A 20,657-nucleotide genomic window follows, 5' to 3' on the forward strand; every position below is an offset into this window, starting at 1 on the left:
CCGCAGGGTCGCATACGGCCGAGGATGACGGCCGGGATGGTCTGCTCTAGGACGGCCTTAAGACGCCGACACCTAAAAAGGCGTTTCGGCAGGTTTCGGCGGAGGGCCGCACATGGGCGAGCGCAAATATTTCGGCACGGACGGTATTCGCGGCAAGGCGAACACCAGCCCGATGACGGCGGAGATCGCCCTGCGGGTCGGTCTGGCGGCCGGAAAGCTGTTCATGTCGGGCGACGACCGCCGCCATCTGGTGGTCATCGGCAAGGACACGCGCCTGTCCGGCTATATGCTGGAGCCCGCCCTGGTCGCCGGGTTCGCCGCGGTCGGCATGGACGTGCGCACCTTCGGACCGATTCCGACGCCGGGCGTGGCCATGATGACCCGGTCGATGCGCGCCGACCTCGGCGTCATGATCTCGGCCTCGCACAACGACTACGCCGACAACGGCATCAAGTTGTTCGGCCCCGACGGCTACAAGCTCTCCGACGAGATCGAGCTGAAGATCGAGGCCATGATGGACGCCGGTCTCGACGAGGGGCTGGCCCCGTCGAACCAGCTGGGCCGGGTCAAACGCATCGACGACGCCCCGCCGCGCTATATCGAGATCGCCAAGGCCGCCTTCCCGCGCCACCTGTCGCTGGCCGGTCTGCGGATCGCCATCGACTGCGCCAACGGCGCCGGCTACCGCGTCGCGCCCACCACCCTGTTCGAACTGGGGGCCGAGGTCTGCGCCGTCGGCGTGTCGCCCAACGGCACCAACATCAACGCCGACTGTGGCTCGACCCATCCCGAGACCCTGGCCGCCGCGGTCAAACAGTACCGCGCCGATATCGGCATCGCGCTCGACGGCGACGCCGACCGGCTGATCGTCTGCGACGAAAACGGCAAGGTCGTCGACGGCGACCAGATCATGGCCCTGATCGGCCGCGACTGGGCCCGGCGCGGCGTGCTCAAGGGCGGCGGCGTGGTCGCCACCGTCATGTCCAACCTCGGTCTAGAGCGCGCCCTGATCGGCGACGGCCTGACGCTGGAGCGCACGAAGGTGGGCGACCGTTACGTCATGGAGCGGATGCGCGAGGGCGGCTTCAACCTCGGCGGCGAACAGTCCGGCCACCTGATCCTGCACGACCACGCCACGACCGGCGACGGCCTGATGGCGGCGCTGCAGGTGCTGGCCGTTCTGGTCGAGAGCGGTCAGCCGATGAGCGAACTGGCCCGCCAGTTCGAGCCCGTGCCCCAGCTGCTCCAGAACGTCCGCTTCAGCGGCGGCAAGCCTCTGGACGACGCGAAGGTCAAGGCCGCGATCGCCGAGGCCGAGGCGGCGCTGGCCGGACAGGGCCGCCTGCTGGTCCGCCCCTCGGGCACCGAAAAACTGATCCGCGTGATGGCGGAGGGCGATGACGAGGCCTTGGTCAAACGTGTGGTGGCGGACGTTGCGGCGGCGGTGAAGGCGGTGGGGTAATGACCTACGCTCCGGCGGTCGTACTCGTCCTCCCGATTTCGGATCCCGCCGCGCTTCCTCCGTTCGTGGAAAAGTGCGTGAAGGATCGGGTGTCGCTAGTCGCCGTCTGCGGGTCCGGCTGTCAGGCGATCGAGACCGAGATCGATGAACTGCGGATCGGCGACGGCTCGAAAGCTGACGCACGCTTTTTCTGCACGACGGCGCATGCTGATGAGCAATTCGAGGAGGCTATCGAGTTCGCGAAGTTCTGGGCATCGGAAGACGGCCGTTCAGGCTACGAGATTCTCAGGCTCTAGCTCTGGCTAGATCACCGCCTGAACCAACCCCAGCGCCACCGCCTCCTGCGCCTCGATGTACCAGTTCGACGGCGCCCGCTTCAGCAGCTCGTCCATCGTCACCGACGACCCGGCGATCAGGCTTTCGAAGCCCTCGTTCTGGATCAGGATCGAGTGTTCGATCTCGTGGACCAAGGCCAGCGCCGACGCCAGGGTGGTGGTCAGCGGGCCGTTGATCTCCAGCGTCTTCTCAAGCTTTCGCTCATGGATCATCAGCCGCGCGCCGCGCGTCAGATAGCGGTTTTCGCGCGCGAAGAAGCCCATGAAGGTCGCGCCCGCCGAATAGACCGCCGCCTTGCCGAGAAAGACGAAGCGCCTCTCGGGCTCGATCTGGGAATGGAAGCGGACATCCTCGCCCATCATCCGGGCGACTTCCGGGTCGCCGCCCAAGGTCGTCATCTCGACCACGACCACGCCGCTCGCGGGCGCCGCGCCCAGCTTCTGGCGAAAGTCGTCATACATGTCGTAGCCGACCTCGCCGCAGAGCAAGATGGAGGGGTCCTTGAAGGCGATAGGGGTCAGATCGGTCATCGGCGTGCGAAACGCGCGTGTCGGAAAAAGGAGCCGTCACGTCGCTGCGTCCGGTATCCGACACCGTGTTATGGCCGCGCTTGCCGCCGCACCGCGACCGGCGCTATCAGCCGATCCGCATGATCGATGTCGAGCGCAAGAAGGCGATCCTCAAGGCCGAACAGGAGTTCGAGCGGAAGGAAAACCTGTCGCGCGCCCTGGCCGAGAAGGGCGTCACCCTGATCGGCGCCATCACCAGCCCCGCGCAACCCGTGGACGAGCCGCCGGGCGACGCAGCCGACACCGCGTCCTAGGTCTTCACAGGCGCCGTCAGCGCCGAAACCACATCCTCGATCCGCTTCCGGATATCCGGCACGGCGATCGTTTCCCAGAAGGCGGCGCGGGCCGGGGGGCCGAGGACGAACAGGCGCGGATCGGCGCGGCCATCGGCGTCCAGCACCCGGCCCGAGTCGTCGAGCTCCAGTCCCAGCCGCAGCGGATCGAGCCGCGCCCGACCGCCGGTCAGCAGCGAGCCCGTGACGGGATCGCCTTCCGGCGCATGGCCCGGGCCGGTGCAGTCGATCAGCCAGCAGGCGGTCAGCGGCTGCCGGGCCGGCCCCTGACGCGGGCGCCAGTCCAGGCGGACTCCGTCCGCATCGGCCGTGATCGCCTTCACCCGGCCGGAGACGACGGTCAGCCGATCGTCAGCCAGAAGGCGGTCGATATGAGCCCCGATCCGCGGCGCCAGCCGGTGGCGGTGGACATCCCACCAGGGACGCAGGTGGCGCACGATCCGGCCGCGGGTGGCGGTGTCCGCCCGGCCCCAGAGGTCGGCGGTGATCGGGCGCAGACCCTCCATCATCTCGCGCCAGCCCGAACGGCGTGAGACCGCGCGGGCTTCGGCCATGCGGCTGGACAGGGCTCCGTCCAGCAGGGCCGGCGTCGGCGGCTCGGCCGGATCGGGTCTTTCGCCATGCGCCCGCGGCAGGAGCCCACGTCGGGACAGGGCCTTCGCCCGCCCGCGCCAACCCCGGCCCTCCAGCGAAAGCAGCATGTCGACCATGGTCAGACCCGTGCCGACGATCAGCACCTCGTCGTCCGACCCGATGACCTCCAGCGCGCCCGGCGCCCAGGGGTCGGAGATGACGCGCCTGGACCCTCCCGAGGCCGTGCGCGGCGCGGGATTGCCGGTGGTCAGGACGACCGCGTCGGCGGCGACCTTCAGTCCGTCGGACAGGGTCACGCCGTCGGCCTCGATGCCCGCGACCTCGCCGACGACGCGCCGGATCAGACCGGGATGCCCGGCTTCGATCCCGGCCAGTCGCGCCTGGACGTAACGGCCGAAGATCAGACGCGGCGCAAACCCGTCGGGGTCCGAGACCTCAGGCGCGTTCGCCTCCAGCCATCGTACGAAATGGTCGGGCTGTGTCGCCAGGGCGCTCATCCGCGAGGAGCGGACGTTGAGCAGATGCCCGTCGAACGGCGTCGAATAGGCGACGCCCAGGCCGAAGTCGGGGGTCCGGTTGATCAGGGTCGAGGCGATCCCGGTCTCGGCCAGTCGCGCGGCCAGCATGGAGCCGGAGAAGCCTCCGCCGACGATGGCTACCCTGTCGATCCGTCCCGCCACGCCGCCTCCCGCCCGTTGCCGCGGTTCTGGACCGCGCCGCGCCGGGGGTCAAACGGCGCCACCCTCAAGGAGAGGCGGGAGCCGGGGCCATACCCATCAACGGATCGTCCGAATTCGACTTTGAAATCAAAGCCCGGCTCGAACGAGAGGTCTTTTATCCATCAGGGCTTGGAACGCCCTTACACTTGCCCCTTCGCATGGATAGGCGCGGGGCATCCGGACTCCCCGGACCCGGCGGACTCTGTTTTTGAGTCCGACGCGGCGTCAGCGGAAAGGAGGGTCAGATTTCCTGGTTGTAGGCGCCGACTTCCGGGTGGGCGGCGAGGCGGGGCTTCACCTCCTCGCGGAACAGGGCGCGCATGTCGTCTTCCGAGCGCATCGACTCGACGACCACGACCATCTCCGGCTTGTTCGACGAGGCGCGGACCAGGACCCACGATCCGTCTTCCAGATGGACCCGGGCGCCGTTCACGGTAATGACCTCGACGATCTTGCGGCCCAGGATCGAGCCGCCCTCGGCCGCCAGTTTTTCGTATTCGGCTACGACCCTGGTGAGGACGTCGTATTTCAGTTCGTCGTCGCAGTGGGGCGACATGGTCAGGCTGGTCCAGGCGTCCGGCAGGGCGGTCTTCAGCTGGCTGAGCGTCTTGCCCGGATTGCGGTCCAGCATCTGCAGAACGGCGGCGGCGGCGACCAGGCCGTCGTCGTAGCCACGGCCGATCGGGTTCGCGAGGAAGAAGTGGCCCGACTTCTCGAACCCGGCCAGGGCGCCCAGTTCGGCGGTCTTGCGCTTGATGTAGGAGTGGCCGGTCTTCCAGTAGACGGTGGTCGCGCCGTTGGCCTTCAGGACCTCGTCGGTCTTGTAGAGGCCGGTCGATTTCACATCGACGACGAAGGTGGCGTTGGCGTGCAGGGCGGACAGGTCGCGGGCCAGAAGAAGCCCGATCTTGTCGGCGAAGATCTCTTCGCCCGTCTCGTCGACCACGCCGCAGCGGTCGCCGTCACCGTCGAAGCCCAGGGCCAGGTCGGCGCCGGTCTCCTTCACCCGCGCCGCCATCTGCATCAGCATGGCGTGGTCTTCGGGGTTCGGATTATATTTGGGGAAGGTGTAGTCGAGGTCGCAGTCCATCTCGATGACCTCGCAGCCCATCCGGCGCAGGGCCTCCGGGGCGAAGGCGCCGGCCGTGCCGTTGCCGCAGGCGCAGACGACCTTCAGCGGGCGGCTGAGCTTGATCGAGCCCACGACCTCCTGGAGGTACTGTTCGCGGAAGTTCTCGACGCGTTCGAGGCGACCACCGGCCCGGGCGACGCCGGTTCCGGTCAGGACGATTTCCTTGAGGCGGCCGATCTCCTCGGGCCCGAAGGTGACGGGCGGGTTGGTCCCCATCTTGACCCCGGTCCAGCCGTTCTCGTTGTGCGAGGCGGTGACCATGGCGACGCAGGGGGCCTCCAGCGCGAACTGGCCGAAATAGGCCATGGGCGACAGGGCCAGGCCGACGTCCAGCACCTCCATCCCGCCTTCCAGCAGGCCGATGATCAGGGCGTGTTTCACGGTCGAGGAATAGGAGCGGAAGTCGTGGCCCACGACGATGCGCGGCTGGATGCCGTTCTCGTGGACATAGGTGGCGAGCGCGAGACCCAGGGCCTGGATGCCCAGCAGGTTGATCTCCTTCTCCAGAATCCAGCGGGCGTCGTACTCGCGGAAGCCGGTCGGCTTGACCAGGGGTATGGTCTCGAATTCGAAGGTGTTCGGAACCAGGTCCTGGCGGGGCTTCAGCATGCGATGTCCTTGCAAGGCAGGAGGGTTCGGCGAGGCGGTATAGCCGCACGCCGGAAGGCGGACAACAACGCGCGATCAGTGGTATCGCTGCCTCGGGAAGCGGCGATGACGGGTAGGCGGCCATGATTCGAGAGTTGGTGATGGTGCTCGCACTAGCGTCCGGCGGAGCCGGAGCGGCGGAGGCGCAGACGGCGGAAGACGGGCTGGCGGCCATGCAGGCCCGGCTGGACCAGGCGCCCGGCTACAGCGGCGTCTTCGGCGTGACCCGGGCGGGCGAGACCGCCGTCGGGGCGACCTCAGGCCATGCGGTTGAGGACGTCTGGCGCTGGGCCTCGGTCACCAAGATGGTCACCGCCGTGCTCGTGTTGCAGCAGGTCGATGAGGGCCGGCTTTCGCTCGACGCGCCTCTGGCGACCTACTGGCCGGCGTTTCCGGTCAACGCCGACCGGATTACCGTTCGGCAATTGCTGACCCACACCTCGGGTCTGGCCAATCCTGACGCCCTGCCCGACGGCAACGGCGACGGAATGCCGGATTTCTACCAGCAGGCAGGAGACTGGCGTGCGGTCTGCTCAGATCCGGCCGTGGCCGAGCCGGGCGCCGGTTTCGCCTACAACAACTGCGACTACCTGATCCTCGGCGAGGTTCTGAAGCAGGTGACGGGTCAGGACTACGACGCCCTCGTACGCACCCGTCTGGCCGAGCCGCTGGGTCTGGGCGTCGTGGCGGTTCCGTCCGGCCCCCGATCCGAGGCGCGGGCCGAGGGTAGAGCCGAACCGATGATCGATCCCGCCAGCTGGGGCCCCGCAGGCGGTCTTTACGGCTCGGCGGCCGATCTTCTGAAGATCGATCAGGCGCTGATCGAGGGCGCCCTGATGTCCGGGGCGTCGCGGGCCGAGATGTGGAAGGGCGACCCCGCCGCCGGGTTCGCGGCGCTCGGCGTCTGGTCCTATTCGCCGGATCTCGGCGGCTGTCTGGGCCAGACCCGTCTGGTGGAGCGCTATGGCGAGATCGGCGGGGTTCAGGTCAGAAACTTCCTGCTGCCCGACAAGGGCGTGGCCCTGACCGTCTATTCCAGCGACGGCGAGACGGCCTTCGGCGAAGTCTGGCAGGGACAGGGGCTGTCGGTCGACCTGATCCGCGCCGCCGCCTGCGGAGCTCCGGCGGCTTGACCCCCGCCGAGGCCCGCCCTACCCGATGCAGACTGTTTTCGGAGAGCCCATGCCCCGCCTGATCCTGCTGCGCCACGGCCAGAGCCAGTGGAACCTCGAGAACCGCTTCACCGGCTGGGTCGACGTCGACCTGACCGCCGAGGGCGAGGCCCAGGCGCGGCGCGGCGGCGAACTGATCGCCGAGGCCGGGTTCAGACCCTCCGTCATGTTCACCTCCGTCCTGACGCGGGCCAAGCGGACCGGGGCCCTGGCCCTGTCGTCGGCGGGCCTGAAGGACGTGCCGGTGGTCGAGGACTGGCGGCTGAACGAGCGCCACTACGGCGGCCTGACCGGGCTGGACAAGGCCGAGACGGCCCTGAAGCACGGCGAGGACCAGGTGAAGATCTGGCGCCGCAGCTACGACATCCCCCCGCCCCCGCTGGAAGCGGGCTCTGAGTGGGACTTCTCGAAGGACGCCCGCTACGCCGGCCACGCCATTCCGGACACCGAGAGCCTGAAGACCACGCTGGATCGCGTCCTGCCCTACTGGAACGAAGCCATCGCCCCGCGTCTGGAGGCCGGTGAGGACGTGCTGATCGCCGCCCACGGCAATTCTCTGCGGGCCATCGTCAAACACCTGTTCGACGTGCCCGACGACCAGATCGTCGGGGTCGAGATTCCGACCGGCAATCCGCTCGAGATCGATCTGGACGCCGGCCTCAAGCCCGTTTCGGCCCGCTATCTGGACGCGGGTCGCGCCACCCAACTCCCGGCGATTTCATGACCGACGACGCGGTCTACATGCGCCGGGCCATCGACCTGGCGCTGGACCGGATGGGCGAGACCTGGCCCAATCCGGCGGTGGGCTGCGTCATCGTCAAGGACGGCAAGGTGCTGGCCGAGTCCGCGACCGCGCCCGGCGGCCGTCCCCATGCCGAGGAACAGGCCGTGCCTGCCGCAGGCGCCGAGGTCGAGGGCGCGACCGCCTACGTGACGCTGGAGCCTTGCGGCGCCCGCTCGTCTGGCCGCGCCTCCTGCGCCCAGTTCCTGGCCGAAGCCAGGATCGCGCGGGTGGTGGTGGCGGCGCTGGATCCGTCGCCGTTCGCCTCGGGCCGAGGCACCGAACGGCTGCGTCAGGCGGGGCTGGAGGTCGAGACCGGCTTGATGAGGGACGAGGCGGCGGTCCTGTCCGAAGGCTTCCTGCACCGGCTGGAGACGGGTCGGCCGATGGTCCGTATCAGCGCCGACGGCAAGGGGTTCGACGCCCGGTTCGCCGCGTCGGCCCGCGCCGATCTGGTCACCGAGCTGAAGCGACTGGGCGAGGCCGGCTATACCCGGCTGTGGACCGCGCCCGGCGAACTGGCCGATGCCCTGGCGGAACAGGGTCTGCTCACGACCTGAGACCGCCGTCTCCGCGTCAGGGTGTTTTACGTCTGTCCGCCGGACGAAACGCCGGCCCGCGCACGGTGACGCCCCGACGATTGCACGCTGATATATCGCGGAAAATCGGCGTTTCCGAAAACCTTCCTTAAGCGACGCCGTCTCATGATGAGATCATGTCAGCGGTCCCGGAAGGCGTCCTTCGACGCCGCATCAGCCAGCAGGAGGTCGACGCGATCTGCGCGCGTCACGATCGCCTGTGGCAGGCGCGCCCCGGCGGCGCGCGGGCGGTCTTCGCCTGGATGGATCTGTCGGGCCTCAGCCTGAGGGGCCGCAATCTCGCCGACGCGGATTTCGCGGCCTCGTCGATGATCGGGTGTGACCTGACGGGCTGCAAGCTCGATAACGCCTCCTTCTTCGGCGCCGACATGCAGGACATCATCCTGATAGAGGCCTCGCTGCGCCGGGCGGACCTCCGCGGCGCCTGTCTGCGGGGCGCGGACCTGTCGGGGGCGGACCTGTTCGAGGCAGACCTGCGCGAAGGCACGATAGCCTCGGCCGATCGCAAGGTGGGCTTCCGCGTGGTCGAGGCCAAGGGACGCGAGATCACCCAGGCCCAGGGGGCCAGTCTCGTCGGCGCCAATCTGCAACGGTCGCGCCTGTCGGGCATCGCGGCCCAGTCGGCGGACTTTTCCGACGCCATCATGAAGGACTGCAAGCTGGTCCGGGCGAACCTGAAACAGGCCAATTTCCGGGGCGCGGACTTGGCCGGAGCCGACATGTCCGGCGCCGACCTGACCGGCGCCGACCTGCGTGACGCCATCTTGGTCGGGGTGATCTCGTCGTCCTGGCGCGCCGACGGCGCCAATCTGGATGGGGCCCTGACCGACAAGGGCTCGCATGGCGCGCCCGTCGCCCAGTTGCCGGCGGCCGAGATGCTGCACGAACATGCCAACTGGTGCGAAAGCGACGGGGCCGAGGGCCAGCCGTCGGTGTTCGACGACGTCGATCTGCGCGGGCTGGGCTCGATCACGGGCCTCAATCTCACCGCGCTCTCGGCGAAGCGCGCGGTCTTCTACGGCCTGAACATGGAGGGGGTGAAGCTGCAGGGCGCGCACCTCGAAGGCGCCGACCTGAGGTCCGTCAATCTGCGCGGCTCCGATCTGCGCGGGGCGCGGCTGATCGGAGCGCGGCTCAACGGGGCCGACCTTCGCGAGGCGCAACTGGGGCCGTTGATGCTCGGGCCCGAGCGGCTTCTGCCCGCCGACCTGACCGAGGCCGTACTGCGCTCGGTCGATTTCTCCGGGGCGGATCTGCGCCGCTGCGTCCTTGTCGGCGCGGACCTGACCCGGGCCAGCATGCATGGCGCCCAGACGCGCCATGCCGATTTCACAGACGCGGTTCTCGCCGGGGTCCGCGGACTCCAGCGGGAGGGAGAACCGGCATGACCATGAACCGACGCCGCCTCGGCCAGGGCGATTTCGACATGTTCGCCGCCGCCCACGAACGGTTCGTCACCGGCAAGCCCGGCGGACGCAAGCTGTCGCTGAAGTTCGTCGACCTGACCGGCATCTCGATGGCGCACCGGATTCTGGACGACGCCGACTTCTCGGGCTCGATCCTGGAAAACTGCAACATGGCCGACGCCCGGCTGGAGCGCGCCGTCCTGTTCGGCTGCGATCTGCGCGGCGCCGACATGACCCGGGCCTGCCTGAAGCGGGCCGATATCCGGGGCGCCTGCCTGCAGGGCGCCGACCTGTCAGAGGCCGACCTGACCCAGGCCGATTTCCGGGAAGGCGTCATCGCCGTTCCGCACGAGACCAAGGGTCTCGCCTCGGCCCGCCATGAAACCCGCCAGGGGCTGGCCGATGGCGCCCGGTTCGCCGGGGCCACCCTGGACGGCTCGCGTTTCGACGGCGTCAGCGCCTGCAAGGCGGACTTCACCGACTGCTCGATGCGCGGCGCCCTTCTGACCGGCGCCAATCTGAAAGACGCGGACTTGTCGGGAGCCCTCCTGGAAGGCGCCGATGTCGGTGGGGCCAATCTGGCGGGAGCGCGCCTGTGCGGCGCCATCCTGACCGGCGTGGCCATGAATCGGGCGAAGCTGGACCGGACCGACACGACGGGCTCTCTCCGCGAGCCTGACGCGGCGACGATCGCACGGGCCGAGGAACTCTATCAGATGGCGCTGGACGCCAACGCCTGGGCTGAAAGCGGCGGCGTTCTGGGAGGCCCGGCCGTCCTGGACGGCGAGGACCTTCGCCCGCTCGGCGATCGACTGAAAGGACTGAAGCTGTCGGCCATGAGCGCCAGGGGCGCCTGTCTGGCGGGCCTAGACCTGCGTGGCGCCCAGCTGCAGGGCGCCAATTTCGAGAAGGCGGATCTCCGCGGCGTTCTGCTGGCCAAGGCGGATCTGCGAGGCGCCCGGTTCGGCGAAGCCCTGATGACCAAGATCGATCTGACCGGCGCAGACATCAGCCCCCTGCCTCTGGGGGCAACCCGTAGCGTACCGTCGAACTTCAGCGGCGCGCGGATGCGATACGCCGAACTGGTTCGCACCGATATGTCCAGGGCCATCCTGACGGGGGCGGACATGTCCGGCGCCAATGTAACGGGCGCCGATCTGGACGGCGCAAGCCTGACGGACGCCTGCCTCGATCGTGTGACGGGCATGCGCCAACCGGCGGTCGCCGCCTGATGAAAAAAGGGCGGCCCGAAGGACCGCCCTTTCCATTCCGTCGCGAAGTGAAACGGCCTAGGCCGCTTCGCCTTCGATCAGCGCCGCTGTCGGCGCAGCCGTCGCGATCTCGATGCGGCGAGGCTTCAGGGCTTCGGGCAGCTCGCGCTTGAGGCTGATGGCCAGCAGGCCGTTGTCGAGCGCGGCGCCGCTGACCACGACATAGTCGGCCAGCTGGAAGCGGCGCTCGAAGTCGCGCTCGGCCAGGCCCCGATGCAGATAGGTGCGCTCAGGCGTCGCGTCGTCATTGGCGGTCTTGCGGCCGGTGACGGTCAGCTGGTTTTCTTTGGCCTCGATCGTCAGCTCGTCGGGCTTGAAGCCGGCGACGGCGATCTCGATCCGGTACTCGTTCTCCCCCGTGGTCTCGATGTTGTAGGGCGGCCAGCCGTTCTCCTGGCTGGTGCGCGCGGCGCTTTCCAGCTGGCGGGCCAGGCGGTCGAAGCCCACAGCGGATCGATAGAGGGGGGTGAAGTCGATGGTACGCATGTCGATCTCCTGATCATCAGCAAGATTGAGCCCTCCCGCGTTTTTGCCCGGGAAGGCGGTGGGTATCAGTCCGAGTGGTCCCTGATGGGCCCCGCCTGGTCTGCAAGAGCCCGGGATCGGCGCTCTCGGATGCAGAGGTGGGATGCCCGCGTGCGACGTCAAGGGCCGGACGATTGCAGGATCGTCACTTGCCCGTCGGCGGCCTGTCCGTAAGGTGCGCCCGCCTCGTCTCCGGGAGAAAAACATGCGCGCCTCGAAATTCGCCCTCGCCGCCGTCCTCGGCCTGTTGTCGGCGACAGCCGCCGCCGCCCAGACCCTGCCGACCCTGGGCGAGACCCCGGCCCAGCGCGCCGCCCGCCGCGAAGCCATGCCGCCGCCCGTGCTGCAGGAAGACGAGGCGCTGCAGGCCGCTATTGGCTCCGACACGCGCCCGGCCGCCGATGTCGCGCGCGACGTCTATCGCCACCCGTTCGAGACCCTGACCTTCTGGGGCCTGACGCCTGGCTCGACCGTCGTCGAGATCGAACCGGGGCGCGGCGGCTGGTGGAGCGCGATCCTGCAGCCCTACGCCGCCGCGACGGGCGGGACCTATGTCGCCGTCAACCGCCCGCTGGAGAGCATGGGCGTCGCTGACGGGTCCGCGGATATGATCGTCGTGGCCCGCGCCTTCCACAACTGGCACCGCTCCAACCCGCAGCGCACAGGACCGTACCTGCAGGCCTTCTTCAAGGCCCTGAAGCCCGGCGGCGTCCTGGCCGTGGAACAGCATCGTGCGGCCGAAGGACTGAACGCCGATACGACAGCGCCGAGCGGCTATGTCTCGGAATCCTATGTCATCCACGCCGCCCAGGCCGCCGGCTTCGTGCTGGAGGGGCGTAGTGAGCTGAACGCCAATCCGAAGGACGATCACGACCATCCGTTCGGCGTCTGGACCCTGCCGCCGGTGCGGACCAGCGCCGCGCGCGAAGGCGTCGCCACAGACCGCGCCACGCCGCTGACCGAGGCGGAACGCGCCGAGTACGACGCCATCGGCGAGAGCGACCGGATGACGCTGCGCTTCCGCAAGCCGGCCTGAAGCACAAGGCTTTGACGGCATTGGCGAACCTCTCTATCCCAAGCCGGTCCGGGGCGGCATCGTCCTCCGGACTGCGGCTGTCTGGGGAGTATTGATGCGGGATCGGGCGCGGATCGGGCGAACGGAACCGTCGCGTCGGGCCATGCTCGCCGGGGCGGGCGTCCTGCTGATCTCTGGTCTCGCTTCAGGTCTGGCCGCCTGCGGCCGCAAGGACGAGAAGGCCGCCGAGCCGGGCGCGCCCTCTGGACCGCCGGAAGGTTCTCTCGAATGGGCCATCCAGGGGCCTTGGCGTGCCGCCGACCGGCCGCGCGACATCTATCGTCATCCGCTGGAGACGCTGCGCTTCTTCGGCCTGCAACCCTCCATGCATGTGGTCGAGTTCTGGCCCGGCAGCGGCTGGTACACCGAGATCCTGGCCCCCTACCTCAACAAGGGCGGCGGCGAATATTACGGCGCGGGCTTCGTCACGGGCGAGGGGGCGAACCCGGCCCAGGCGGCGCTGGTGGCGAACTTCGAGCGCCGCTTCGGTTCGGACCGCAGGCTCTACGGCGACGTGAAGTTCAGCGCCTTCGGGGCCGCCACCGGCCCGGTCGCACCTGCCGGGACCGCCGACATGGCCCTGTTCATGAGGAACATTCACGCCTGGATGGCGGCGGGCATCGCCGAAAAGGCCTTTGCCGACGCCTATGCGGCGCTGAAGCCCGGCGGCGTTCTCGGTATCGAGCAGCACCGGCTGGGACCGGATCAGGATCAGGATCCCGCCGCCGCGAACGGATACGTCCAGGAGGCGTTCGTCAAACAACTGGCTGCCGAGGCGGGCTTCATCTTCGTGGCCGCGTCCGAGATCAACGCCAACCCGGAAGACACCAAGGACCATCCGTTCGGCGTCGATACCCTGCCCCCGCGCCTGCTGACGGCGGATCAGGGCCAGGCGCCCGACCCCACTTTCGACACCGCCAAATACCGCGCGATCGGCGAGAGCGATCGCATGACCTTGAAGTTCAGGAAGCCCGAGTGAACCGCGCCGCCGCCTTCGCCGCCAATGCCCCACTGATGGGCGTGCCAGGAGCCGCCGCCCCCCCGGGAGGGGTCGGCGAATGGTTCCGGGGCGCCGGGGGCCTGCGCCTGAGGGCGGCCTTCTGGACGCCGTCCGCCCTTGTCGCGCACAAACCGCGCGGCACCGTTGTGCTGAGCCCGGGCCGGACTGAGCCGATCGAGAAGTATTTCGAGGTCATCGGCAATTTCCTCGCGCGCGGCTGGTGTGTTCTGGCCCATGACTGGCGCGGCCAAGGCCTGTCGGCCCGCCTGTTGCCCGACCGGCTCAAGGGCCACGCCCGGGCGGTGGAGGAGTTCCAGGACGACTACGCCCGGCTGCTGGACGCGTTCGAGGCGCGAGCGCCCAAGCCCTGGATCATGGTCGGCCATTCGATGGGCGGGGCGCTGAACCTGCTGTGCCTTGAGGCCGGCGAGAGCCGTTTTGCCGGCGCGGTCCTGTCCAGCCCCATGCTGCGCATCAAGACCGGCAAACGATCCATGTGGTCGGTCAAGCTGGCGGTGCGCTGGAACGTGCGTCACGGCAAGGCCGGCGACTTCGTGCTGGACGACGCCGACGATCCCTTCGACCACACCTTCGAGAAGGACGCCCTGACGTCCGACGAGACCCGCTATGAGCTCTGGCGGCAGCAACTCTACGCTTGCCCGCACCTTGCCGTCGGCGGTCCGACTTGGGGCTGGCTGGCGTTCGGTATCGACGCGGGCGAGCGGTCGCTGAAGCCCAAGGCGTTGAAGTCGGTCCAGATCCCCTGCACCATCGTGCAGGCGGGCGACGATGAGCGCGTCTGGAAACAGACCAACCGCTGGGCCGCCAAACGACTGGGTCGCGGCCGCTATGTCGAGGTCGACCACGCCAAACACGAGGTCATCATGGAGACCGACGACCTCCGCGCGATCTTCCTGAACGAGTTCGACGCGATGGCGGACTATGTCTCGCCGATCAACGATCTGGCGCCGCTCAAGGCGGAGGCCGAAGCGGTGGCCTGAGCCGCCGCTTCGGAGATCCGGATCACATCGGGCGGGTGACGCTGCCGCCGATGTTGGCGATCACTTCGCGCGCGTCGAAGGCGTTGGCGTCGCCGGCGGGCTTGGCGCCGCGGCCCATGACGATCTCGGTGGTCGCCTCGTAGCGGTCGATCTGGCGAACGTCGAAGTCGTCGCGACCCCAGAACGGATCGTTCCACCGGCTCCAGCCGCGCGGACCGTAGTAGCGCCAGGACGGGCCCCAGAACGGGGTGTAGCGGTTGAAGAACGGGTCGCCGAGCGTCTGGAATCGGGTGTCGCGATCCGTGGCGCGGTTGACCGTGGAGAACCAGTCGTAGCCGTTCTCGGCGGTCAGTTCCGCCGAGCGCAGCAACAGGCCCATCTCGACCTGTTCGCGCGAGGTGACCGAGTTGCCCGAGAAGCTGACACGGTAGCGGTCATTTTCGAGCCGCTGCTCTGCATAGCCGCCGCGCTGGCCGTTGTAGCCGGCGGGGGCGTAGGCGGTTGAGGTGGCGCAGGCGGCCAGGGTCAGGGCCGAGGCGGCGACCACCAGAAGGGATTTGATCGAGGGGGTCATTGGGAGCTCCGGAGGGAACGCGGACAATTCGTCATTTCACCTGAACGGCGCATGAACAGCGACGTTCCACCGTTCCCCAAGTCTCTATAATCGCGAGACAATAAGGACTGCGGCAATCAGAAGCAGGGAGCCGACGAAGACGCCGAAGCCGCGCCGGAAACGAGGTTCGCTCATCCGCCGCGCCAGAACGGCGCCGCTCAGACCGTAGGCGCTCATGGTCAGGACGTCCATTCCGATGACGGCCGCCGCGAACAGGGCCAGCTGGGGCGCAGCGGGCCGATCGATGTCGATGAAGGGCGGAAGGACTGCGGTAAAGAACAGCACCGCCTTGGGGTTGGCGATCTGGACCAGGAAACCGTCGATGAAGGCGGGGCGGCGCAGGTGGGTCCGGCCCTCGGTCGAGACCCCTGCGGCCGCGGGCTTGAAGGCGCCCCGGATCGAGGAGACGCCCAGCCAGGCGACATAGATGGCGCCGGCGATGGCGACCCAGCGGAAGACCTCCGGAAACGCCGTCACCAGGGCGCCGAGGCCCAGCGCCGCCGCGCCGAACCAGACCAGGGTGGCGACATTCATCCCGGCGACCGCGATCAGCACCGCCTTCTTCCCCCGCTCCATGCCCGTGGCGATGGAGAACAGGTTCGCCGGTCCCGGGGTCACGGCCATGACGGCCATCACGCCCAGGAAGACGAGATAGAGATGGGGATCGACCGGCAGGGCGCTCATGTCGACAGGCAGACCACCTGGGCGACCCGCAGGTCGCGGCGCAGGTCGTCGGCGACGCGGCCATAGTTGTCGACGGTGATGGGTTCGCTCTCGAGCTGTTCGTCGGGCTGCTGCTCGCCCCGGATGGCGGGACCGAGGGTGTCGGGCGCGGTGGTGTAGAGCCGTCCCCGGCGCGGGGCTTCGGCGATGGTCAGGGCCACGACCCGGCCGCGGCGATCCAGAACGGGGGCGCCGGACAGTCCTGCGAGCGTGCCTTCCAGCCCCGACGTCCGCCCGACCTCGGCCCAGGCCAGGACCGGCTCGTCATGGGCCCCTCGGCCTCTGACCTTCAGGGTTTCCCGGCCCAGAAGGCGTGAAGTGACCTCACCCGGCCGGCCTTGCGGGAAACCGGGATGAAAGGCGCGCTGGCCGACGCGCAGGGGCGTGTTCGTCGTCACCGGCAGGGCGGGGGGGCCGCCGGCGGTGATCAACAGGGCGATGTCTGCGCGGGGCGACAGGCGAACGTCGGCCGCCACCGCCCGCCCGCCGCCGACGACCAGGGCCGGTCGGCGGCACCCGTCGACGACGTGGCGCGCGGTCAGCCAGCGCCCGCGTCCGGCAATGGAGAAGGCGGTGCCGGCGACCGGCTGGAACGGCGCGTCAGGCGCGGTCACGGTCACCGACGGATCGAAAGGGGTCACGGGCCCGAGCAGAGCGCCCTCGATCTCGTCGGGCGGAGGCGGGGCGGGAGGTGCGTCGGCGTTTTCCCGCCGGCTCAGCGAGCCCAGCACGAGGGCGAAGACCACGCTGGAGTAGATCAGCCAGTCCGGCGGACGGGGAAAACGCATTCGCGCGGGCTCAGCCCGTCAGGGCGGCGGCGAGGATCAGGGCGGTGGCCAGTTTGGCCGAGACCAGCAGCACGGCCGCCGAAATCTCGCCTTCCTGGATCCGCTGCGGCAGGCCGGTCAGAACCAGATCGACGATGCGGAAGGCCAGAAGCTGGAGCACAAGGGTCGCGAGACCCCAGAGGGCGATGTCCGCGACCGAGGTCGAGACCGACATGGACACGGCCAGCGGAATGGCCAGACCCAGCAGAACGCCGCCGAAGGCCACGCCGGCGGCGGCGTTGCCCTCGCGGATCAGGGCGATCTCTTTCCAGGGTGTCAGCAGGGCATAGATCACCGCCCCCGCGGCCAGGAGGCCGAAGGTCACCATGAGGTGCACGATCAGCACGGGGAATCCGCTGGCGAAGGCCTGAACCTCGGGGCTCGAAAGGGTGTCTGACAGGGAGGACGGGGCCATGACGGGCGGAGGCGATCTCACCGGGTGAAGGAGCAAGTCTGCTTGCCCGATTGCCGCCCCAATCCGCAAGGACGCGGCGGACACACTGGATGACCAATGATTGCAGGACCGTGATTTCAGCGGCTAAGGCGGGACATGACCGAAGCCGTTCTCCCCACCGTCCTTGTCGTCGCCGTCGCCCTGATCGACGTGGATGGCCGGGTTCTGATCGCCCGGCGGCCCGAGGGAAAGGCCCTTGCCGGTCTGTGGGAGTTTCCGGGTGGCAAGGTCGAGCCCGGCGAACGGCCCGAGGCGGCCCTGATCCGCGAACTGCACGAGGAATTGGGCATCGACGTCCAGGAGGCCTGCCTTGCCCCGTTCGTCTTCGCCAGCCACGCTTATGAATCGTTTCACCTCTTGATGCCATTGTATCTGTGCCGGCGCTGGTCCGGCGTGGTCGCCAGGCGCGAGCACGCCGCACTGGCCTGGGTGAAGCCGAACAAGCTGTCGGACTATCCCATGCCGCCCGCAGACGCTCCGCTGGTCGCCTGGTTGCGCGACCTTCTCTAGGTTTCGCCCAACGGAGGGCCGAATGATGCGCCTGATCCGCCGCTTCCTGAACAACGACAGCGGCGCCACCGCCATCGAATACGGGTTGATCGTGGCGATGATCTTCCTCGTGATCGTCGGCGCCGTCTCCCTGTTCGCCGGCAAGGCCACGGGCACCTTTGACAGGGTCTCGACCGCCGTGAGCGCCGCGACCAGCTAGATCTGTAACCGACAGGCTCCGGACTGCGACTGTCAGGGGCGTGGCGATGGCCGTCGGAGGCCGCTAAGGCTGCACGCCTGATGATCCTGAGCCCCATGCTGCGCCTCCTCGCCCTTTTCGCCGCCCTTTTGCTGTCGGCCTCGCCCGCCCTGGCCCAGACGCCGGGCGTCAGCCGCGCGCCGGCCGTGGCCCAGTCGGGTCCGCAACGGACGGTGCGTATCGAGGCCGAACTGGTCGTGATGAGCCAGTGGGCCGCGCCCGGATCGACCGCCATCGTCGCCGTCCGGCAGCAGATCGAGCCGGGCTGGCACACCTATTGGCGCAACCCCGGCGACTCCGGGGGGGCGACCGCCCTGGACTGGACCCTGCCCCCGGGCGTCGCGGCCGGCGACATCGTCTGGCCACTGCCAAGCCGCCAGCGGCTGCAGGGGCTGGTCAATTTCGGCTACGAGGGCGTGGTCTTCCTGCCGGTCCCGATCGAGGTTCCGGCCGACGCCCGGCCGGGAACGACCCTGCCGCTCACCGTCCGCGCCCTGTTTCTGGTCTGCAGCGACGAGATGTGCGTGCCCGACGAGCTGACGCTGCGGCTCGATCTGCCGATCCGGGCGGGCGCCGCGCCGCTGGACGCCCGCTTCGGCCGCGCCATCCAGACGGTGGTCGAGACCGCGCCGCGTCCGGCGGGGATCGAGGCGACCGCCGGCCTGTCGAACGGACGGCTGATCGTGACCGCGACCGGCGGGCCCCTGGTCGGCGCCGACCTGTCGCGCGCGACCTTCTTCCCCTTCGATCCGGCCATCATCGACCACGGTGACCCTCTGGCGGCCGAGGCCGGCCCGCGAGGGTTGACCCTGACGCTTCAGGCGACCGGCGGCGTCCTCTCGCGCGGCCTCGCCGAGCCGGTCGCGGGCGTTCTCGCCACGGATGCAGGCGCCTGGGAGATCCGGGCCATACCGGGCGCGCCTCTGGCCGGAGCGGCTGGCGGCGAGCGCCTCTCGACGGCCGAGGCTCCTGTCTCGCCTGGCTTCGACTGGCTCACGGTCGGACGCGCCGCCCTGTTCGCCCTGATCGGCGGGCTGATTCTGAATCTCATGCCCTGCGTCTTCCCGGTGCTGGCGATGAAGGCGGCGTCGCTGGCGAGTTCGGCGCATGACCCGGCCGAAGCTCGTCGCGACGGCTTCGCATTCCTCGCCGGGGTGCTGACGACCTTCATCCTGCTGGCCGGCGTGCTTCTGATCCTGCGCGCCGGAGGCCAGGCCATCGGCTGGGGCTTCCAGCTCCAGTCGCCGGGCGTGGTCGCCGGCCTCGCCCTGCTGATGCTGGCCATCGGTCTGAACCTGTCCGGCGTGTTCGAGATCGGCCTGAAGCTCCAGTCGGTCGGCGGCGCTTCGGTCGCCCGACGCTCGGGGCCGGCCGGCGCCTTCGCCACAGGCGTGCTGGCCGTGGTCGTCGCCGCCCCCTGCACCGCCCCCTTCATGGCCGCCGCCCTCGGCGCCGCCCTCCTCATGCCCGCGGTCGCGGCCCTGCTGATCTTCGTCCTGCTGGGCCTGGGTCTGGCCCTGCCCTATCTGCTGATCAGCCTGTCGCCGGGTCTTCTAGCCCGCTTCCCGCGTCCCGGTCCGTGGATGGAGCGGCTGCGCGGTGCTCTGGCCTTCCCGATGTATGGCGCGGCCCTGTGGCTGGCCTGGGTATTCGCACGCCAGCAGGGTCTTGACGCCCTCGGCCTGTTGTTCGTCGGCGGGCTCTCCGGCGCGCTCGGTCTGTGGCTGTTCGGTCGTCGTCAGACGGTGCGCGCCGAGGGACGGGGCGGGGTCATCGCCTCGGTCCTGTCCGGCATCGCCCTGGTCATCGCCGTCGCCATGGGCGGCCTCGCGATGATCCAGGCGCCCGAGCCCGCCGACGCCGCGGACGGGTCAAGGCTCGCCTCTATCCCGTGGTCGGCCGAGGCCGTCACGGCTGCTCAAGCCGAAGGCCGTCCGGTATTCGTGGATTTCACTGCCGACTGGTGCGTCAGCTGCAAGCTCAACGAACGCACGGCGCTCGCTTCGCCCAGAACGGCCGAAGCCATCCGGAAAACCAACGCTGTCGTGATGGTGGCGGACTGGACGTTACGTGACGACGCCATCGCCCGAGAACTGGAGCGTCATGGCCGCTCGGGTGTGCCTCTGTATCTGGTCTATGCACCGGGCGAGGCCAGGCCCAGCATCCTGCCTCAACTGTTGACGGACGGCGTCGTGGTCGAGGCGCTGGAGAAAGCGGCGTCCTAGTTGGTCGGGACGCCGCTCTGGGCGTCGGGCTGGGGCGGCGAGGTTATGACCTCGACGTTGTCGTTCAGCAGATAGGACAGTTCCGAAAGGGCCGTGGCGCGGGCCGCATCGTCGGCGGCGGTCTCGACGGCCGCGACCTTGACCGGGATGTCCTCGGAAATGCCCCGCAGGATGCATTTCAGATCGCCGTCGGTGCCGCGCGCCTTGAGTATCAGATGCGCCTGCATGTCCATGGCCGACAGTTCGGCGGCGCGGACCTTGAAGCCTTCGAAATCGACCGGTGTGCCGCTCCAGCTGTCGACCAGGGCCTTCAGCTCGGTCGAGCGGGTGACGATGTCGATGAACATGGGCTCGGCCGCCACCGAGATCGGGGCCCCGGCGACGGCGGGCGGCTGGGCCGCCGCGAGCGCGACATTGGGGTCGCTGAACAGGAGAGCGGCGGCGATGGCGATGCCACAGGACATGGTGAACGACCTTTTCGCGA

General features: G+C 69.0%; 23 protein-coding genes. 14 read left to right on the top strand and 9 right to left on the bottom strand.

Annotated elements, in window-relative coordinates; translation table 11 throughout:
- Nucleotides 1-112: 112 nt before the first annotated feature.
- The gene (gene glmM / locus ACQY68_RS01640; RefSeq protein WP_428151280.1) at nt 113-1,462 is read left to right on the top strand and encodes a phosphoglucosamine mutase; all 1,350 of its coding nucleotides are present in this window, start codon (nt 113-115) and stop codon (nt 1,460-1,462) included.
- Nucleotides 1,462-1,758, top strand: a complete 297-nt coding sequence (locus ACQY68_RS01645) for a hypothetical protein (protein WP_428151281.1) — start codon at nt 1,462-1,464, stop codon at nt 1,756-1,758. Before glmM ends, ACQY68_RS01645 begins: the two co-directional genes overlap by 1 nt.
- 6 nt (nt 1,759-1,764) lie before the next feature.
- Here ACQY68_RS01645 and ACQY68_RS01650 read toward each other — a convergent pair whose 3' ends face one another.
- The gene (locus ACQY68_RS01650) at nt 1,765-2,328 is read right to left on the bottom strand and encodes a peptidase S14 (protein ID WP_428151282.1); all 564 of its coding nucleotides are present in this window, start codon (nt 2,326-2,328) and stop codon (nt 1,765-1,767) included.
- Between the two features lie 17 nt (nt 2,329-2,345).
- Here ACQY68_RS01650 and ACQY68_RS01655 point away from each other — a divergent pair, with 17 nt between their 5' ends.
- Complete coding sequence (locus ACQY68_RS01655) at nt 2,346-2,621, top strand: hypothetical protein (RefSeq protein WP_428151283.1); 276 nt, start codon at nt 2,346-2,348, stop codon at nt 2,619-2,621.
- On the opposite strand, the gene ACQY68_RS01660 is transcribed toward ACQY68_RS01655, so the two are convergent.
- Complete coding sequence (locus tag ACQY68_RS01660; RefSeq protein WP_428151284.1) at nt 2,618-3,934, bottom strand: FAD/NAD(P)-binding protein; 1,317 nt, start codon at nt 3,932-3,934, stop codon at nt 2,618-2,620. The genes ACQY68_RS01655 and ACQY68_RS01660 overlap by 4 nt on opposite strands.
- Before the next feature lie 280 nt (nt 3,935-4,214).
- The gene (locus ACQY68_RS01665; RefSeq protein ID WP_428151285.1) at nt 4,215-5,714 is read right to left on the bottom strand and encodes a phosphomannomutase/phosphoglucomutase; all 1,500 of its coding nucleotides are present in this window, start codon (nt 5,712-5,714) and stop codon (nt 4,215-4,217) included.
- A 122-nt stretch (nt 5,715-5,836) separates the two neighbouring features.
- On the opposite strand from ACQY68_RS01665, the gene ACQY68_RS01670 reads away from it, so the two are divergent.
- The 5 genes from ACQY68_RS01670 (at nt 5,837) to ACQY68_RS01690 (ending at nt 10,943) form a co-directional block, all read left to right on the top strand.
- Nucleotides 5,837-6,886 (top strand): serine hydrolase domain-containing protein, encoded by a 1,050-nt coding sequence (locus ACQY68_RS01670; protein ID WP_428151286.1) that lies wholly within the window; start codon nt 5,837-5,839, stop codon nt 6,884-6,886.
- A gap of 49 nt (nt 6,887-6,935) precedes the next feature.
- Nucleotides 6,936-7,649: a 2,3-diphosphoglycerate-dependent phosphoglycerate mutase gene (gene gpmA / locus ACQY68_RS01675; protein WP_428151287.1), complete on the top strand. Its 714-nt coding sequence runs from the start codon at nt 6,936-6,938 to the stop codon at nt 7,647-7,649.
- A complete protein-coding gene (locus tag ACQY68_RS01680) occupies nt 7,646-8,266 on the top strand; it encodes a bifunctional diaminohydroxyphosphoribosylaminopyrimidine deaminase/5-amino-6-(5-phosphoribosylamino)uracil reductase RibD (RefSeq protein ID WP_428151288.1) in 621 nt (206 codons plus the stop codon). Before gpmA ends, ACQY68_RS01680 begins: the two co-directional genes overlap by 4 nt.
- A 155-nt stretch (nt 8,267-8,421) precedes the next feature.
- Entirely contained in the window at nt 8,422-9,693 is a 1,272-nt protein-coding gene (locus ACQY68_RS01685; RefSeq protein WP_428151289.1) for a pentapeptide repeat-containing protein, read from the top strand.
- Nucleotides 9,690-10,943 carry a pentapeptide repeat-containing protein gene (locus ACQY68_RS01690; protein WP_428151290.1) on the top strand — a complete coding sequence of 418 codons (1,254 nt, stop codon included), beginning with the start codon at nt 9,690-9,692 and terminating at the stop codon, nt 10,941-10,943. The genes ACQY68_RS01685 and ACQY68_RS01690 overlap by 4 nt, the downstream gene beginning before the upstream one ends.
- Nucleotides 10,944-11,000: 57 nt before the next feature.
- On the opposite strand, the gene ACQY68_RS01695 is transcribed toward ACQY68_RS01690, so the two are convergent.
- Entirely contained in the window at nt 11,001-11,468 is a 468-nt protein-coding gene (locus ACQY68_RS01695) for an Hsp20 family protein (protein ID WP_428151291.1), read from the bottom strand.
- A 244-nt stretch (nt 11,469-11,712) separates the two neighbouring features.
- Here ACQY68_RS01695 and ACQY68_RS01700 point away from each other — a divergent pair, with 244 nt between their 5' ends.
- From ACQY68_RS01700 to ACQY68_RS01710, 3 genes are all read left to right on the top strand, one after another.
- Entirely contained in the window at nt 11,713-12,543 is an 831-nt protein-coding gene (locus ACQY68_RS01700; RefSeq protein ID WP_428151292.1) for a class I SAM-dependent methyltransferase, read from the top strand.
- A 94-nt stretch (nt 12,544-12,637) separates the two neighbouring features.
- Nucleotides 12,638-13,561: a class I SAM-dependent methyltransferase gene (locus ACQY68_RS01705; RefSeq protein WP_428151293.1), complete on the top strand. Its 924-nt coding sequence runs from the start codon at nt 12,638-12,640 to the stop codon at nt 13,559-13,561.
- Nucleotides 13,558-14,583, top strand: coding sequence for an alpha/beta fold hydrolase (locus ACQY68_RS01710; RefSeq protein WP_428151294.1), 1,026 nt, complete (start codon nt 13,558-13,560; stop codon nt 14,581-14,583). The genes ACQY68_RS01705 and ACQY68_RS01710 overlap by 4 nt, the downstream gene beginning before the upstream one ends.
- 22 nt (nt 14,584-14,605) lie before the next feature.
- Here ACQY68_RS01710 and ACQY68_RS01715 read toward each other — a convergent pair whose 3' ends face one another.
- The 4 genes from ACQY68_RS01715 to ACQY68_RS01730 form a co-directional block, all read right to left on the bottom strand.
- Nucleotides 14,606-15,157 (bottom strand): CC0125/CC1285 family lipoprotein, encoded by a 552-nt coding sequence (locus ACQY68_RS01715; protein ID WP_428151295.1) that lies wholly within the window; start codon nt 15,155-15,157, stop codon nt 14,606-14,608.
- 84 nt (nt 15,158-15,241) lie between these two features.
- The gene (locus ACQY68_RS01720) at nt 15,242-15,880 is read right to left on the bottom strand and encodes a LysE family translocator (RefSeq protein WP_428151296.1); all 639 of its coding nucleotides are present in this window, start codon (nt 15,878-15,880) and stop codon (nt 15,242-15,244) included.
- Nucleotides 15,877-16,707: a S1 family peptidase gene (locus ACQY68_RS01725; RefSeq protein ID WP_428151297.1), complete on the bottom strand. Its 831-nt coding sequence runs from the start codon at nt 16,705-16,707 to the stop codon at nt 15,877-15,879. Before ACQY68_RS01725 ends, ACQY68_RS01720 begins: the two co-directional genes overlap by 4 nt.
- A 10-nt stretch (nt 16,708-16,717) precedes the next feature.
- Complete coding sequence (locus ACQY68_RS01730) at nt 16,718-17,161, bottom strand: DUF350 domain-containing protein (protein ID WP_428151298.1); 444 nt, start codon at nt 17,159-17,161, stop codon at nt 16,718-16,720.
- Between the two features lie 135 nt (nt 17,162-17,296).
- Here ACQY68_RS01730 and ACQY68_RS01735 point away from each other — a divergent pair, with 135 nt between their 5' ends.
- From ACQY68_RS01735 to ACQY68_RS01745, 3 genes are all read left to right on the top strand, one after another.
- Nucleotides 17,297-17,710 (top strand): (deoxy)nucleoside triphosphate pyrophosphohydrolase, encoded by a 414-nt coding sequence (locus ACQY68_RS01735; protein WP_428151299.1) that lies wholly within the window; start codon nt 17,297-17,299, stop codon nt 17,708-17,710.
- Between the two features lie 22 nt (nt 17,711-17,732).
- The gene (locus ACQY68_RS01740; RefSeq protein WP_428151300.1) at nt 17,733-17,909 is read left to right on the top strand and encodes a Flp family type IVb pilin; all 177 of its coding nucleotides are present in this window, start codon (nt 17,733-17,735) and stop codon (nt 17,907-17,909) included.
- Nucleotides 17,910-17,989: 80 nt separating this feature from the next.
- The gene (locus ACQY68_RS01745) at nt 17,990-20,173 is read left to right on the top strand and encodes a protein-disulfide reductase DsbD family protein (protein ID WP_428151301.1); all 2,184 of its coding nucleotides are present in this window, start codon (nt 17,990-17,992) and stop codon (nt 20,171-20,173) included.
- Here the strand turns inward: ACQY68_RS01745 and ACQY68_RS01750 are convergent.
- On the bottom strand, nt 20,170-20,637 hold the full coding sequence (locus tag ACQY68_RS01750) for a hypothetical protein (protein WP_428151302.1): 468 nt from the start codon (nt 20,635-20,637) through the stop codon (nt 20,170-20,172). The two genes, ACQY68_RS01745 and ACQY68_RS01750, sit on opposite strands and share 4 nt — an antisense overlap.
- Nucleotides 20,638-20,657 lie beyond the last annotated feature (20 nt).

The organism is Brevundimonas sp. (assembly GCF_965278935.1).
GTDB lineage: Bacteria > Pseudomonadota > Alphaproteobacteria > Caulobacterales > Caulobacteraceae > Brevundimonas.